The 15,268-nt window shown below is 70.1% G+C and carries 15 protein-coding genes; 8 read left to right on the top strand and 7 right to left on the bottom strand.

Translation table 11 applies throughout. The features are described 5' to 3' along the window. Positions 1-197 precede the first annotated feature (197 nt). The 4 genes from ABGB12_RS06515 to ABGB12_RS06500 all read left to right on the top strand — a co-directional run bounded on the left by ABGB12_RS06515 (position 198) and on the right by ABGB12_RS06500 (position 3,980). The gene (locus ABGB12_RS06515; protein WP_347675347.1) at positions 198-728 is read left to right on the top strand and encodes a PH domain-containing protein; all 531 of its coding nucleotides are present in this window, start codon (positions 198-200) and stop codon (positions 726-728) included. 124 nt (positions 729-852) lie between these two features. After that, positions 853-2,379 carry a hypothetical protein gene (locus ABGB12_RS06510; protein ID WP_347675346.1) on the top strand — a complete coding sequence of 509 codons (1,527 nt, stop codon included), beginning with the start codon at positions 853-855 and terminating at the stop codon, positions 2,377-2,379. A 3-nt stretch (positions 2,380-2,382) separates the two neighbouring features. Further along, complete coding sequence (locus tag ABGB12_RS06505; RefSeq protein ID WP_347675345.1) at positions 2,383-2,829, top strand: hypothetical protein; 447 nt, start codon at positions 2,383-2,385, stop codon at positions 2,827-2,829. Then, positions 2,826-3,980: an FHA domain-containing protein gene (locus ABGB12_RS06500; RefSeq protein ID WP_347675344.1), complete on the top strand. Its 1,155-nt coding sequence runs from the start codon at positions 2,826-2,828 to the stop codon at positions 3,978-3,980. Before ABGB12_RS06505 ends, ABGB12_RS06500 begins: the two co-directional genes overlap by 4 nt. On the opposite strand, the gene ABGB12_RS06495 is transcribed toward ABGB12_RS06500, so the two are convergent. Then, the gene (locus ABGB12_RS06495) at positions 3,956-4,726 is read right to left on the bottom strand and encodes a hypothetical protein (RefSeq protein WP_347675343.1); all 771 of its coding nucleotides are present in this window, start codon (positions 4,724-4,726) and stop codon (positions 3,956-3,958) included. The two genes, ABGB12_RS06500 and ABGB12_RS06495, sit on opposite strands and share 25 nt — an antisense overlap. On the opposite strand from ABGB12_RS06495, the gene ABGB12_RS06490 reads away from it, so the two are divergent. The 4 genes from ABGB12_RS06490 to ABGB12_RS06475 all read left to right on the top strand — a co-directional run bounded on the left by ABGB12_RS06490 (position 4,710) and on the right by ABGB12_RS06475 (position 8,201). Beyond that, on the top strand, positions 4,710-5,588 hold the full coding sequence (locus ABGB12_RS06490; RefSeq protein ID WP_347676077.1) for a cation:proton antiporter: 879 nt from the start codon (positions 4,710-4,712) through the stop codon (positions 5,586-5,588). The two genes, ABGB12_RS06495 and ABGB12_RS06490, sit on opposite strands and share 17 nt — an antisense overlap. A 31-nt stretch (positions 5,589-5,619) precedes the next feature. Beyond that, a complete protein-coding gene (locus ABGB12_RS06485) occupies positions 5,620-6,417 on the top strand; it encodes a serine/threonine-protein kinase (RefSeq protein WP_347675342.1) in 798 nt (265 codons plus the stop codon). Between the two features lie 78 nt (positions 6,418-6,495). After that, on the top strand, positions 6,496-6,921 hold the full coding sequence (locus tag ABGB12_RS06480; RefSeq protein WP_347675341.1) for a hypothetical protein: 426 nt from the start codon (positions 6,496-6,498) through the stop codon (positions 6,919-6,921). After that, the gene (locus tag ABGB12_RS06475) at positions 6,921-8,201 is read left to right on the top strand and encodes a hypothetical protein (RefSeq protein ID WP_347675340.1); all 1,281 of its coding nucleotides are present in this window, start codon (positions 6,921-6,923) and stop codon (positions 8,199-8,201) included. The genes ABGB12_RS06480 and ABGB12_RS06475 overlap by 1 nt, the downstream gene beginning before the upstream one ends. 44 nt (positions 8,202-8,245) lie before the next feature. Here the strand turns inward: ABGB12_RS06475 and ABGB12_RS06470 are convergent, their stop codons facing one another. From ABGB12_RS06470 to ABGB12_RS06445, 6 genes are all read right to left on the bottom strand, one after another. Next, positions 8,246-9,655 carry an FAD-dependent oxidoreductase gene (locus ABGB12_RS06470; RefSeq protein WP_347675339.1) on the bottom strand — a complete coding sequence of 470 codons (1,410 nt, stop codon included), beginning with the start codon at positions 9,653-9,655 and terminating at the stop codon, positions 8,246-8,248. Between the two features lie 89 nt (positions 9,656-9,744). Continuing rightward, positions 9,745-10,518, bottom strand: a complete 774-nt coding sequence (locus ABGB12_RS06465; protein ID WP_347675338.1) for an ABC transporter permease — start codon at positions 10,516-10,518, stop codon at positions 9,745-9,747. Positions 10,519-10,526: 8 nt separating this feature from the next. After that, positions 10,527-11,354 (bottom strand): ABC transporter permease, encoded by an 828-nt coding sequence (locus tag ABGB12_RS06460; protein ID WP_347676075.1) that lies wholly within the window; start codon positions 11,352-11,354, stop codon positions 10,527-10,529. Positions 11,355-11,380: 26 nt separating this feature from the next. Beyond that, positions 11,381-12,595 (bottom strand): spermidine/putrescine ABC transporter substrate-binding protein, encoded by a 1,215-nt coding sequence (locus ABGB12_RS06455; protein ID WP_347675337.1) that lies wholly within the window; start codon positions 12,593-12,595, stop codon positions 11,381-11,383. A 3-nt stretch (positions 12,596-12,598) separates the two neighbouring features. Continuing rightward, a complete protein-coding gene (locus ABGB12_RS06450; protein WP_347675336.1) occupies positions 12,599-13,696 on the bottom strand; it encodes an ABC transporter ATP-binding protein in 1,098 nt (365 codons plus the stop codon). A gap of 82 nt (positions 13,697-13,778) precedes the next feature. Then, complete coding sequence (locus ABGB12_RS06445) at positions 13,779-15,215, bottom strand: gamma-aminobutyraldehyde dehydrogenase (RefSeq protein ID WP_347675335.1); 1,437 nt, start codon at positions 15,213-15,215, stop codon at positions 13,779-13,781. Positions 15,216-15,268: the final 53 nt, after the last annotated feature.

Here is a 15,268-nt window from a genome sequence, read left to right as displayed (position 1 = left end):
AGGTAGCCCAACCGCCTGACAGTGACGATCCTCTCGCGATAAAATCCCCGGCCGCCGCGGAGTCCGTGCACGTGAACATCCACCCTCCGCGGGGATCCCGCCTGTGCGCCCCGGACCGCCCGCGGGAGCCGACCCGGCCAGGACTGGCCGTCAGACGGACCGACGGTTCGAACTCCTGCGTGTGCGATGCTGAAACCGTGCGCTTCAACCAGGTGATGGTCGTACGGGATCGGGCCAGGGCCCGCGTGTTCCGCAAGTACCTCATGGAGAACGAGGGCAACGTCATCGCGGTGCGGCGCCACCCCGCCGTGCTGCTGCGCTACTTCTGCGAAGTGCTCGGCGGGCTCGTCGCCGCCGGCGCGCTCACCGGCTGGCTCGGCGGCGGCGCGGCCGTCGTCGTCATCTGGATCGCCTGGCTCGCCCTGGTCGGCCGGCTGCTGTGGAAGCTGCTCACCTGGCTGGTGGAGTTCTTCATCGTCACCGACCTCCGCCTGATGTACATCCGGGGCCTGATCGCCCGCCGCGTCGGCATGATCCCGCGCGGCAAGGTCACCGACATCAGGATGGAGCGCACGGTGATGGGCGAGATCCTGGACTACGGCACGTTCATCATGGAGAGCGCCGGAGACGACCAGGCCTTCAGGACCGTCACCTTCATGCCCTACCCGGAACAGCTCTACTACGAGGTCTCCTCCGCCCTCTTCTCCTCCGAGGGCGTCGACGACTGACCCCCGGGCCCGAGGGGACGGCCTCTGGGACAACCGCCCCTGTTCGCCGGGACACAACCGACCCCATAGTCGCTGCGTCCAAAGGTTCGACGGCACCTCACCAGCGCACAGGGAACGGGGCGACGTGACCATACCTCCCACCCACGGTGATCTCTCCCAGGAACTCCTGCACAGCCCGCAGTGGACGGACCGGATGGTCGCCGCCTCGGGCATCCCGGTCGTGGACGTCCCTTTCGTCACCGTAGGGGGCGGAATCGGCTCCTTCGTGACAGTGGACTACCTGCGCATCTACGGAGTCCCCACCTCGCAGATCCGCGTCCTGACCAACCTCGACCACCCCTGGCAGACCTACGAGTACCTGACCCGCTGTTCGCAGATCCCCAGGGCCGAACGCATCCGCTCCGACTCCAGCTCCCGCCCGGACAACATCTGGGGGTTCCCGTCCTACGCGCTGGAGGAGGCGTGGAAGGAGAAGTCCCTCGGACACCTCTTCAACGTCGTCACCGAACCCGTCTTCAACGACTACTGGACACCGCGCGCGGGCACCGTCTTCACGAACCTCGAACGCGAGGCCAGACGCATCGACTACTTCTCGATGGTCGCCAAGGGCAACGTCCGCATGGTGCGCAGGAGGACGGACGGCGGCTACTTCACCGTCCTCACTCCCCCGCCCGGCGCCACCCCGACCCGTCGCGTCGCCTTCCGCTCCCGGTTCGTGCACCTGGCCGTCGGCTACCCGGGACTGAAGTTCCTGCCCGACCTGCAGGAGTTCCGCGAGAAGCACCAGGACTACCACCACGTGGTCAACGCCTACGAGCCGCACGAGCACGTGTACGAGTTCCTGAAGACGCAGCCCGGCACCGTGATGGTGCGCGGCGGCGGCATCGTCGCGTCGCGGATCCTGCAGCGGCTGATGGACGACCGCGAGAAGCACGGCCTGCAGACCCAGATCATCCACACCTTCCGCACCTTCGTGACCGGCCCGCACGGCCCGCACCCGTGGAGCCGCCGCAAGGGCGGCGACGGCTGGGCCTACCAGGGCTTCAACTACCCCAAGTCGGTGTGGGGCGGACAGCTCAAGGCCGAGATGCGCAAGCTGGAGGGCGCCGAGCGCGCCGCCAAGTACAAGCAGATGGGCGGCACCAACACCCCCAGACGCCGCCGCTGGCAGGCGCAGATGAAGAAGGGCCGCAAGGAGGGCTGGTACCACAACATGCAGGGCGTGGTCGACAAGGTCGAGCCGGGCCCGGACGGCCGGCTGGTCTCCCACCTGCGCAGCGAGAACGGACGGAACCAGCAGTTCCTGTCGGACTTCATCATCGACTGCACCGGCCTGGAGGCCGACATCTCCGAGCACCGCGTGCTCGACGACCTGCTGAGGCACTCCGGCGCCCACCGCAACCCGGTGAACCGGCTGGAGGTCGAACGGCACTTCGAGGTGAAGGGGACCGCCAGCGGCGACGGCGCCCTCTACGCCTCGGGCACCGCCACCCTCGGCGGCTACTTTCCCGGCGTCGACACCTTCCTCGGGCTGCAGATCGCGGCCCAGGAGATCGCCGACGACCTCGCCCGGCGCGGGTTCTGCAAGAGGCTCGGCCCGATCCGCTCCACCTCCCAGTGGCTCAGGTGGGCCCGCAACAAGGGGGTCTGACAGATGGTCCCCACACTCCTCGGCCGGATCCAGACCCGGCTCTTCCTGCTCGCCACCGTCGGCCTGGCCGTCACCCTCCTGATCGCCCCGGTCCTGCCGGGCGTGCCCGCCGGGACCCCGCTCGGCGACGTCCTCACCACGGTCCTGATCGTGCTGGCGTCCGCCGCCGTCCTCGGAATCGGGTGGGAACTGCTCTACCACCTCCTCATGCAGTTCCGGTGGGAGAAGGACTGGCCCTCCCTGTTCGCTCTGCTCAACCTCGCCAACGAGGGCGTCCTGCTGTTCGTGCTGCTCAAGGCGGACCTGGTGCCCGGCCTGCCCGCCACCCCCTCGGCCACCGCCTTCTGGACGCACTTCACCGCCGTGTGGCTGGCCGTCTGGCTGGTCTCCAACGGGCCGATGCGGGTCCCGTTCATCCGCTGGCGCTTCCGCGGCGGACGGCTCATATGACGCCGTCCGTCAGGCCGCTGCGCGGCGAGGGGATCGTGGCGAGCCGCAACGGGCTGCTGATGGCCTGCACGGGCACCGCGTCCGACACCGAACGGCTGCTCCAGGCGTTCACCGAGGTCGCCGAGGCCGGCGGAGGCGGGCGCGACCTCGCCCACCGGGTGGCCCGGGTCCTGTCCGCCACCCTGTCCGACCTGCACTCCTGCGCCGTGGCGGGGCCGACCGGGGGCGGGGTCGCCGTCCTGGTCAGCGGCGGCGCGACCGCCCGGATCACCGGACCCGCCGGAGAGGTCCGGCTGGACGGCCGGGACGCGCTCACCTGGACCGACCGGCTGGTCGGCGGCCGGGTCGACCAGATCGAACTGCGGCTTCCCGGAGCCTCCGCCGGCGACACCCGCTGGCGGCTCGACGGCGGCGTCGTCCCCGGAGGCGGGCTGCTGTGCCTGATCGGCGCCCCCGCCCCGGCCGGCATCACCGAGATCGAAGGCCCCACTGCCGGGGCCCCCGAGGCCGAGGGGCCCACCGGCCCCGCCGGGCGCGGACCGTCCGGGCCGGTGCGGGTCGCCGGCATCACCCTGGTCGAGGACTACCGGGACCAGCCCTTCGAGTCGGTGCTGCTCCTGCCCTCCGAACAGCACCCCTCCCCGCCTCCCGGACCGCCCGCCCCGGCGCCCGGCTCCCGCCCGCTGGTGTGGGGGGCCGACTGCAAGAACGGGCACTTCAACGACCCGCGCGTCCAGTACTGCGGGGTCTGCGGAATCGCGATGGTGCAGATGAGCCTGATCCCCCGGCAGGCGCCGCGGCCGCCGCTGGGCGTGCTGCTGCTCGACGACGGGGCCACCTTCCGGCTCGACACCGACTACGTGGTGGGGCGCAGCCCCGAGCCCGCCGCCGAGGTGCGGGACGGCACGGCGCGGCCGATCCTGCTGACCGACCCCGAGGGCTCGGTGTCCCGGCGCCATGTGAAGGTGCTCCTGGACCAGTGGGACGTCCGGCTCACCGACCTCGGCTCGGTCAACGGCACCTTCGTGCAGGAGCCCGACCTGCCCGAGCGCAGGCTCCGGCAGGGCGAGACGGTCACCCTGCGGCCGGGGAGCCTGGTGCGGGTGGGCGGCGTCCGGACCTTCCGCTACGAGTCCCACCGGAAAAGCTGATGCTCCGGATCGATCTGCTGCTGCTGGACCTGGTGGTGATCCTCGCCCTGGCCCGGCTGCTGGGGGCGGGGGCGCGGCTGATCGGCCAGCCGCCGGTCGTCGGGGAGATCGCGGCCGACATCCTGCTCGGCCCTTCGCTGCTGGGCGGCCTGATCGGCGAGGACCTGTTCCCGTCCGGCATCCAGGCGCCGCTGAAGACCCTGGCGGACGTCGGGCTGGTGCTGTTCATGTTCGTCGTCGGGCTGGAGCTGGACCAGCGGCTGGTCCGGGGCAGGGGCAGGGTGGCGGCCGGGGTGTCCCTCGGCTCGACGCTGCTGCCGTTCGGGCTCGGCGCGCTCCTCGCCGTGGCCATCGCCGACGACCACGTGGACGGCGGGGACAGGCTCGCGTTCGTGCTGTTCCTCGGCGCGGCGATGTCGGCGACGGCGTTCCCCGTGCTGGCGCGCGTCCTCACCGACCGGAACATGCACCGCACCCGGCTGGGCGGGCTGGCGCTCGCCTGCGCCGCGGTGATCGACGTGCTGGCCTGGACGGCGCTGGCCGCCGTGGTCGCCCTGGCCGGGTCCGGCGAGGGCCAGTGGAAGACCGCGCTCGCGGTGCCCTTCGCGCTGGTGATGCTCCTGGGGGTGCGGCCCGCGCTGCGGCGGCTGGTGCCCGCCTACGAGAAGGCCGGACGGCTCACCCCCGACCTGCTGGCGGTCGTCCTCATCGGCCTGGGCGACGGAGTGGCTGCACGTCCACTTCATCTTCGGCGCGTTCCTGTTCGGCGCGGTCATGCCCCGGGGAGGCGCCGCCGAACGGCTGAACCACGAGATCCTGGCGCGGCTGGAGCAGTTGGCCGTCCTGCTGCTGCCGATGTTCTTCGTCGTCTCCGGGTTCGACGTCGACCTCGGCGCGCTCCGGGTCTCCAGCCTCGGCACCCTCGCCGCGATCCTGTTCGTCGCGGTCTTCGGCAAGCTCGCCGGAGCCTACGTGACGGCCCGCCTGCTGGGCGTGCCGAACCGGGAGAGCGCCGGGCTCGCCGTGCTCCTCAACACCCGGGGCCTGACCGAGATCGTCATTCTCAGCGTCGGGCTGGAGAAGGGCGTCCTGGACACCGAGCTGTACTCGCTGATGGTGCTCATGGCGCTGCTCACCACCGCGATGACCGGTCCGCTGCTCAGCTGGACCCATCCCCGGAGCCGGGTCGCCGCCGAGTCGGCGGAGGTCGGGCGGCTCGATCCCGGCGGGCGCCCCGCCCACCGGATCATGGTGGTCGTCTCCGACCTGTCGCGGGCCGCGGAACTGGCCGCCGAAGGCGCGGCACGGGCCGCGGGACGACAGGACGCCGAACTGGTGCTGGCCCATCTGCGCCCCTACCCGGCCGAACGGCTGGAGGTGGGCCTCGGCCTGTCGTCCGAGCTGGCGGAGATGGCCGAGACCATGTCCGTGCTGAAGTCGGCCGCCGCCTCGGTGGCGGACGGCCCCCTGTCCGTCCAGGTGATCAGCCGGTTCAGCGCCGACGTCGAGGGGGAGCTGGCCGGTCTCGTCGCCGCCGCCGCGCCCGACGAGGTGATCGGTGCGCCCGGCTCCCCGCCCTCCCCCGCCCCTTCGCTCCCGCAGCCTTGAAAACGATCCCGTTCCGGTCAGGAGACCCGTGATGCAGGGCATTGCCGACTACGAGTTCCTACGGTCGCTGGGCCAGGGCAACCATGGCGAGTTCTTCCTGGCCAGGAGGCCTCCGCGGCTCCCGGTCGAGGCGGACCTGGTGGCGGTGAAGGTGGTGGGCGGCACCGGCGAGGACGCCTTCCGCCGCGCCACCCGCGAGCTGAAGGCCTTCGCCGTCGTCCGGTCGCCCCACCTGGTCACCTTGTACGACGCCGGGCAGCAGGGAGGGGTCTTCTACTACTCGATGGAGTACCTGCCGGACGGGTCGCTCGCCATGCCGTCCCGGCCGGTGGGGGCCGCCGAACGCGTGCGGGCGGTGGCGGGCGCGGCGCGGGCGGCGCACGCGCTGCACGAGGCGGGGATCGTCCACCGGGACGTCAAGCCCGGCAACGTGCTGCTCACCGGGCGGGGCGCCAAGCTCTCCGACCTGGGCCTGTCGCAGGTGCTGACCCCGGGCGTCCAGGTCACCGGGATGGGGCGGATCAGCTCGGTGGAGTTCACCGACCCCGGGCTGCTGCGCGGCGAGGACCCCTCGCCCGCGGCGGACGTGTGGTCCCTGGGCGCCACTCTGCACTGGGCGCTGAGCGGCCGCGGCCTGTACGGGGACCTGCCGACGGACGACGCGATCCTCACCCTGCGGACGGTGCTGAGCACCCCTCCCGTCCTGTCCCCGTCACTCTCCCCCGGCCCGGCGGACGTGATCCGCGGTTGCCTGGCGGAACCCGCGGACCGGCCGGACGCGTTGGAGCTCGCGGCGCGTCTGGAGTCCCTTCTGCCCGCACCGGCATGACCTCCGGCGGTATCCGGTGGGTTCGGAGGGATCCCTAGACTGGCCCAGGTCAGCCTCCCCCGAGCTCAGGAGTCCCCCGTGTCCCGCGTTCGAGCCCTCGCCCCCGTTCTCGCGCTGTCCCTCCTGTTCGCCGCCGGCTGCGGCGGCGACGCGGAGGAGAAGACCGAGCCGACCGCCTCGGCCTCGGTTTCGGCCGCCGCCGAGGGGACGGAGTCCGCGGCTGCCGGCGAGCCCGCCTTCGACGGGACGCTGGTCAAGGTGGACATCAACGGAAGCAAGGTCGCGCCCCGGCCGTCGACCCACAAGGTCGCCAAGGGCGACAAGGTCCGCATCGAGGTCACCAGCGACGAGGCCGACGAGCTGCACGTCCACGGCTACGAGAAGACCGCTGCCCTGAAGCCGGGCGAGACCGCGGTGGTGGAGTTCACCGCCGACTCCAGCGGCCGGTTCGAGGTGGAGACCCACGACTCCGGGCTGCTGCTGTTCAACCTCGAGGTCTCCTGATGCTCCTCGCCCACGGGATCGGCGGCCGCCAGGACCTGCCGATCCCCCTGATGTTCCTGCTGGCCGGGGCGGCGCTGGCCGTCCTGGTCTCCTTCATGGCGGTGGGCGTGTTGTGGCGCGACTCCCGCTTCGACGGCGAGAAGGGACGGCCCGTCCCCGCCGGGCTGCAGTCCTTCGCCGACGCGAAGGCCACCCGGTTCGTCCTGCGGGCCGTCGGCGTCGCCGGAGCCGTCCTGACCGTCGCCGCCGCCCTGTTCGGCGCGGACGGCGCGGCCAACCCCGCGCCCTGGACGGTCTACGTCCTCCTGTGGGTCGGCCTGGTGCCGTTGTCGCTGCTGTTCGGGCCGGTCTGGAGGCTGCTGAACCCGCTGCGGGCCGTGCACGCGGGCCTGTCGCTGCTCAGCGGGGGAAAGCCGCTCGCCGAGCTTCCGCCCTGGCTTGGCTACTGGCCGGCCGCCGTCGGCCTGTTCGCCTTCACCTGGCTGGAGCTCATCCCGCCCGACCGCGAGGAGGGCTGGGCGCTGCTCACCTGGTTCGCGGTCTACGCGGTCGTCATGATCGTCGGCTCGCTGGTCTTCGGCGCGCGTTTCTTCGACAGGGGCGACCCGTTCGAGGTCTACTCGGCGCTCATCGGCCGGCTGGCGCCGCTGGGCCGCCGTTCCGACGGCCGGCTGGTGCTGCGCAACCCGTTCGACGGGCTGGCCGGGCTCCAGGCGGCTCCCGGCCTGGTCGCGGTCGTCTGCGTGATGCTCGGCTCCACCGCCTACGACGGGTTCTCCCGTTCCCCCTGGTGGGCGGCCCAGGTGCAGTCGGGGCCGCTCCCCCGCACCCTGACGGGCACCCTGGGGCTGGCCGCGCTGGTGGCGCTGGTGGCGCTCACCTACCGGCTGTGCACCCGCCCGATCGGCCCCGGGGCCCCCGGCGCACTGGCCCCGTCGCTGATCCCCATCGCGGTCGGCTACCTGATCGCGCACTACTTCACCCTGCTGTTCTTCGGCGGGCAGCAGGCGCTGAAGCTGTGGACCGACCCGTTCGTCACCCAGGCCGACCATCTCGGCACCCGCGACTGGGTGATCGACTACGAGATGCTCAGCGACACCACCCAGGCCGTCATCCGGGCCGGGGCCGTGGTCATCGGGCACGTGCTCGGCGTGTTCGCCGCCCACGACCGGGCGGTCGAGCTGCTGCCCAAGCGCCGGGCCCTCACCGGCCAGCTCCCGCTGCTGCTGCTGATGGTCTTCTACACCGTCGGCGGCCTGACCCTGCTGTTCGCCACCTGACCGGACGGCGCCGGGCGGGCTCTCCGCCCGGCGCCGTCCGCCGCTCAGCTGTCGAACCCCAGCCCGAACCGGTCGAGGGTGCGCAGCCACAGGTTGCGCCTTCCCTGATTGGCGTCCGCCCGGGCGATGGACCAGCGGGTCAGCTGGATCGCCCCGAACCTGAACGGCTCGGGCGGGAACGGCAGCGGCTTGTCCGTCACCATCGCCAGCCCCAGCCGTTCGGCCCGCTCGTCCGTCGCGGGCCCCACGTCCAGGTGGTCGAGCATGACCTCGGCGCCGAACCGGGTGGCGCCCACGCCCAGCCCGGTGTAGCCGACGGCGTAGGCGAGCCTGCCGCCCATCGCCTTGCCGTAGAAGGCGCAGAACCTGCTGCAGGTGTCGATGACCCCGCCCCAGCTGTGGGTGAAGTTCACCCCTTCAAGTTGCGGATAGGTCTTGAAGAAGTGGGCGGACAGGCGCGCGAACGTCTCCGGACGGGACTCCAGCTCCGAGCGGACCCCGTTGCGGAAGTGGTAGATCGCGTCGTAGCCGCCCCACAGGATGCGGTTGTCGGACGTCAGCCGGTAGTAGTGGAACTGGTTGGCCGCGTCCGACAGCCCCTGCCTGTTGCGCCACCCCAGGGAGTCCAGCTGGGACCGCGACAGGGGTTCGGTCATGAGGGCGTAGTCGTAGACGGGCACCAGGTAGTGCTTCAGCCGCTTGAGAAGGGGCGGGAAGGCTCCCGTGCCCAAAGCGACCTTGCGCGCCCTGATACGGCCGTAAGGCGTCCGCAGGAGGATCCCCCCGCCTTCGCCTTCCATGAGCGTGACGGGCGTCCGCTCATAGATCCTGACGCCCAGCGCGGCACAGGCGTCGCGCAGCCCCCAGGCGAGCTTGGCCGGGTGGAGCATGGCGGCTCCGTCCACGTCCCACAGCCCGCCCAGATAGGTGGGCGACTCCACTTCCGCGCACATCGCGTCGTGGTCGAGCAGCCGCATGTCGTGGCCCAGCGCGGTACCGTGCCTCGCCTCCCGCTCCAGTTCGGGCAGCTGCCACCGCTCGGTCGCGACCTTCAGCTCGCCGGTGAACTCGAACTCGCAGTCGATCCCGTACCGGGCGACGGCGGAGGCGATCTCCGCCAGGTTCTCCTTGCCGATCCGCTCCAGCGTCTTGATCTGGTGCGGCCAGCGTTCCATTCCGTTCCACAGACCGTGGGTGAGGGAGGCGGCGCAGAAGCCGCCGTTGCGGCCGGAGGCCGCCTCACCCACGAGGTCCGCGTCGACCAGCACCACATCCAGTGCCGGGTCTCTTTCCTTGGCCATCAGCGCGGTCCACAGACCGGTGTAGCCGCCCCCGATGACGGCCAGGTCGCAGGTGGTCGTCTCCACCAGCGAGGGGTAGGGCTCTGGACGAGCCGGATCCTGCAGCCAGAACGGTGTCGGCTCCGCTTCCGCGAGAGCCTTGAGCGCGTTCACATTCCCTTCTTCTGTGTCCCCTGGGCCCCGGCCGGGGTCCGTGCCACGATGGCCACGGATCCTTCCCCGACCGGGACTAGGGCCACGTGTCAGGTCTTCCTGCGGCGTGCGCCGACCACGTTGACGATCGCGATCAGGACGCCTATGGCGAAGATCAACGTGCCCATCACGTTGACCTGGGGAGGGGTGCCGGTTCTGGTGGAACTCCACACCCACAGCGGGAACGTCACGGTGGTCCCGCTGGTGAAGTTGGTGATGATGAAGTCGTCGATGGACAGGGCGAAGGCCAGCAGGGCGCCGGAGAGCACCCCCGGCATGATCATCGGCAGGGTGACCAGCCGGAAGGTCTCCCAGCCCGAGGCGCCCAGGTCGGCCGCCGCCTCCTCCAGGGCCGGGTCGATGCCCACCGCCCGGGCCCGGACCGTCACCGCGACGAACGCGATGGAGAACATCACGTGCGCCGCCACGACCGTCCCGATGCCGCGGGGGATGTTCAGGGTGACGAACATCGACAGCAGCGACGCGCCCATCACCAGCTCGGGCGAGGAGATGGCCGCGAACAGCACGAGGTTGGACAGGCCCTTGCCCCTGAACCTGTGGCGGCCCAGGGCCAGGCCCACCAGGGTGCCCAGCACCGTCGTGACGACGGTGCTCAGCACCGCGATGAGCAGCGAGTTGACCAGCGCCTGGGTGAGGTCCTCCTTCTCGAACAGGCGGGCGTACCACTTGAGCGTGAAGCCCTCCCAGACGAAGTTCTGCTTGCTGGTGGTGTCGTTGAAGCCGAAGAGGATCATCACCGCGATCGGCAGGACCAGCCAGCCGATGAGGATCCAGGTGTAGACCTGGAGACCGCGCCCCTTCATCGCCCCCCTCATCGCTTCGCCGCCTCGAGCACGTCCTCGGTGCCCAGGAGCCTGGCGTAGAGGAAGATGCCGACGAGCAGGATCGCCATCAGCGTGAACGACAGCGCCGAGGCCGTCGGGTAGTCGCTGTTGTTGAAGTACTCGGTCTGGATGACGTTCCCGATCATCACGTTGTCGGGCCCGCCCAGGACGTCGGCGTTGACGTAGTCGCCGGAGATCGGGATGAACGTCATGATCACTCCCGCGAACACCCCCGGCAGCGACAGCGGCAGCACCACCCGCAGGAACGTCTGCGCGCGTGAGGCGTACAGGTCCCGGGCCGCCTCGACGACCCGGGGGTCGATGCGCTCCAGCGCCACGTAGATCGGCAGCGCCATGAACGGCAGGAAGTTGTACGTCAGCCCGGCGATCACCGCGAACGTGGTGCCCAGGACGTGGAAGTCCCCCGGCAGCAGCCCCCAGTCCTTGAGGGTGCCCAGCACGATCCCGTTGTCGGCGAGCACGAACTTCCAGGACACCGTCCGCAGGATGAACGACACGAAGAACGGGAGCAGCAGCAGGAGCAGGTACGCCGACTTGCGGCTTCCCGCCTTGAACGCGATCCAGTAGGACGCCGGGTAGGCCAGCACGATGCACGCGCAGGTCGCCAGGAAGCCGTACCAGAGCGAACGGACGAACTTGTCGCCGTAGCGCTCCAGCCCTTCGGTGTAGTTCTGCCAGTGGAACGTCTGCTGGAACCCGTCGATGATGTTGCCGGTCATCAGGGAGAACGACAACATCATCACCAGCGGGACGGCGAAGAACGCCAGCAGCCACAACCCGCCGGGCAGGACCATCAGATAGGGGGTGAGCCTCCTGCGCACTAGGAGCCCTGCGGGATCGGGGTGAAGATCTGCTGGTACTGCTCCTTCTCCTCCTGGGAGAGGGTGCGGTAGCGGCGCAGCTTGGCCAGGTCCTGCTCACTGGGGTACACCAGCGGGCTGGTCAGGAACGACTCGAGTTCCTCCTTGGCCTCGCCTTCGGCCGCGTCCGCCTTCTTCTGGATGAGGTCCTTGGTGCCGGGGACCGGCGTGATGTAGGTGATGAACTCCGTCAGCGGCGCGTTGACCTGCGGGTCGTACAGGTAGTTGATCAGCTCCAGCGCGTCCACCGGGTTCTCGGCGGTCTTGGGGACGCACAGGTTGTCGGTCCAGAGCGTGCCGCCCTCTTCGGGGATCACGAACTTCACCTCGGGTCCGGCCAGGCTGTAGGCGTCACCGGACCAGGCCATCGTCAGCCACACGTCGCCCTTGGTGACGGCCTCGATGTAGTCCTGGTTGTAGTACTTGCGCAGCAGCGGGCGCTGCTCGCGCAGCTTGGCCGCGGCCTTCTCCCAGTCCGCGGGGGTCGACTTCTCCGGGTCGGCGCCGGTCAGGAACATGCCGACATTGCCCAGCTCCTGGGAGTCGGCCATCATGCCGATCTTCCCCTTGTACTTGGGGTTGAGCAGATCCGACCACTTGGTGATCGGCTCCTTCACGTACTTGGTGTTGTAGGCGATCCCGGTGATGCCCGACATGAAGGGGACGGTGAAGGTGTTGTCCGGGTCGTAGCTCGGGTTCTTGAACGCCGCGCCGGCGTTCGCGGCGAAGTTCGGCAGCCTGGAGTGGTCCAGCGGGGCCAGGTAGCCCAGCTGGCGGCACTGCTCCAGCTGGATGCCGTTGGTCATCACCATGAGGTCGAAGCCGATGGACTGCCCGGCGCGCAGCGGCTCGTTGATCTTGCCGAACCACTCGGCGTTCTCGTTGATGACCTCCTTGTAGGTCACCTCGATGCCGGTGGCCTTGGTGAAGTTCTTCAGGGTGGCCCGGTCGTCCTCGATGTAGCCGACCCAGTTCGCCCAGTTCAGCTTCCCGTTCTTGGCCTTGCCCGCCCAGAACTTCTCGACCTCGGACTTCGTGACGTTCTGCTTCCCGCCCTGGCCGCTGACGCCGCACGCGGCGGCGGCCAGCCCGAGGCCGCCGATGCCCATCAGGCGCAGGAAGTCGCGGCGGTGCGTGAGCCCGCGCTGGAGGAGGGGGTTGCGCTGTTCGTTCATGGGTCAGGCTCCGATCGCGTAGGAGTGCCGCGGTTCCCACGACAGCCAGACGCTGTCCCCCCGTACGGCTACGTCATTGGCGTTGTTGGCGTTCTGGACGAAGACCACGACGTCCGCACCCGTGGAGGTGCGGACGTTGTAGTTGGTGGCGGTCCCCAGGTAGATGACCTCGGTGACCGTGCCGCGGAGCCGGCTGCCCTCCCCCGGAGGCTGCTCGACACCCAGGTCGATCTTCTCCGGCCGGATGGTCAGCTCCACCTCCCGCCCGGCGGCGGCCCCGGTCGGCACCACGATCCGCTCCTCGTCGCCGAGGGAGATGACCGCGTTGTCCCCGGACCGTCCGGTGACCTCGCCGGACAGGAGGTTGGAGGTTCCGATGAACCCCGCGACGAACTTGGTGCCGGGCCGCTCATAGATCTCCCGCGGGGAGCCGAGCTGCTCCACCCGCCCGTCGTTCATGACGGCGATCCGGTCCGACATGGTGAGGGCCTCGCCCTGGTCGTGCGTGACGAACACGAAGGTGATGCCGACCTCGCGCTGGATGCGCTTGAGCTCGACCTGCATGCTCTGGCGGAGCTTGAGGTCGAGCGCCGCCAGCGGCTCGTCCAGCAGCAGGGCCCGGGGGTCGTTGACCAGCGCGCGGGCCAGTGCCACCCGCTGCTGCTGGCCGCCGGACAGCTCCGCGGGCCTGCGCTTCTCCCGCCCGGTCAGGCCGACGATCTCCAGCATCTCGCCGACCCGGCGGGTGATCTCCTTCTTGTCCGCCTTCTTCCTGCGCCGGAGCCCGAAGGCGACGTTCTCCTCGACGCTCATGTGCGGGAACAGGGCGTAGGACTGGAACACCATGTTCACGTCCCGCCTGTTCGGCGGTACGCCCACGACGTTCTGCCCGTGCAGGAGGACCTCGCCCGAAGTGGGTTCGTCGAATCCCGCGATCATGCGCATGGTCGTGGTCTTGCCGCACCCTGAGGGGCCCAGGAGCGAGAAGAACTCTCCCTCCCCGATCCTCAGGTCGATGCCCTTGACGGCTTGGACGACCTCTCCGTGCGACGTGAACTCCTTCACGACGCCGGAGAGTTCGATGGCGGGGGTCTCCGTCATTGAGTCGATCCTTCGGGGGTTGTGCGGAGCCCGGCGGGGGCGGTCGGGGTCGTCGTCCGCCGGGCCGATGAAGCTGCGGGCGTCAGGTGCCCAGGTAGTGCATGACGTGCTTGATGCGGGTGTAGTCCTCGAAACCGTACATAGAAAGATCTTTTCCGTAACCGGAGTGCTTGAAGCCGCCATGCGGCATCTCGGACACGAAGGGTATGTGGGTGTTGACCCAGACCGCTCCGAAGTCCAGCCGCCTGGTCATCCGCATCGCCCTGCCGTGGTCCTTCGTCCACACCGAGGCCGAAAGACCGTACTTCACTCCGTTGGCCCAGCGCACGGCGAGGTCCTCGTCGGAGAACGGCTGGACGGTCATGACCGGGCCGAAGATCTCCTCCTGGACGTGCTCGTCGTCCTGGCGCACGCCCGAGATGACGGTCGGGGCGAAGAAGTAGCCCCGGTCCCCCACCCGCGAGCCGCCCGTCTCGACCGTGGCGTGGTCGGGCACCCGGTCCAGGAAGCCCTGGACCCTGGCGAGCTGGCTCGCGTTGTTGACCGGGCCGTAGTAGGCGTCGGGGTCGTCCGGGCCCGCGGTCTTCAGTGCGGCGGCCGCCTCCGCCAGCGCGGCGGTGAAGTCCTCCGCGATGCGCTCGTGCACCAGCACCCGGGTGGCCGCGGTGCAGTCCTGGCCGGCGTTGAACAGGCCGGCTCCCGCGATGCCCTCGGCGGCCGAGGCGATGTCGGCGTCGTCGAACACCACGACCGGGGCCTTGCCGCCCAGCTCGAGGTGCACCTTCTTCAGGTCGCGGGCCGCCGAGGCCGCGATCTCCTTGCCGGCCCGTACCGAACCGGTGATCGAGACCATCTGCGGGACGGGGTGCTCCACCAGCGCACGGCCGGTGTCCCGGTCTCCGGTGACGACGTTGAACACGCCCGGAGGCAGGAACTCGGCCGCGATCTCCGCCAGCATCAGCGTGGTGACCGGGGTGGTGTCCGACGGCTTCAGCACCACGGTGTTGCCCGCCGCCAGCGCCGGAGCGAACTTCCACACGGCCATCATCATCGGGTAGTTCCACGGCGTGACCTGGGCGCAGACCCCGATCGGCTCGCGCCGGATGGAAGAGGTGTGATCGGCCAGGTACTCCCCGGTCGCCCGGCCCTCCAGGATGCGGGCGGCCCCGGCGAAGAAGCGGATGTTGTCGACCATGGGAGGGAGCTCCTCCTCCATGGTGAGCTGGACGGGCTTGCCGGTGTTCCTGCACTCGGCCGCGACGAGCTCCTCGCCCCGTGCCTCGATCGCGTCGGCGAACTTCAGCAGGGCCAGGCTCCGGTCCTTGGGCGTGGCGTCCCGCCACCCCTCGAAGGCCGCGGCGGCCGCGGCGTAGGCGTCGTCGACGTCCGCCGCCCCCGACACCGGAGCCTGCGCGTAGACCTCGCCGGTGCTGGGGTCGATCACATCCGAGACCCGGCCGTCCTTGGCCTCGACGTACTCACCGTTCACGAAGTTGCGCAGGGGTGCCTTGCCGGTCATCTTCGACCTCCGCAGTGTGTCCTTGTCGACCTGACTTTCGCAGAGCATAACCT

Source organism: Actinocorallia sp. B10E7 (assembly GCF_039871655.1).
GTDB lineage: Bacteria > Actinomycetota > Actinomycetes > Streptosporangiales > Streptosporangiaceae > Actinocorallia.
This window is presented reverse-complemented; position numbering and strand designations above follow the sequence as displayed.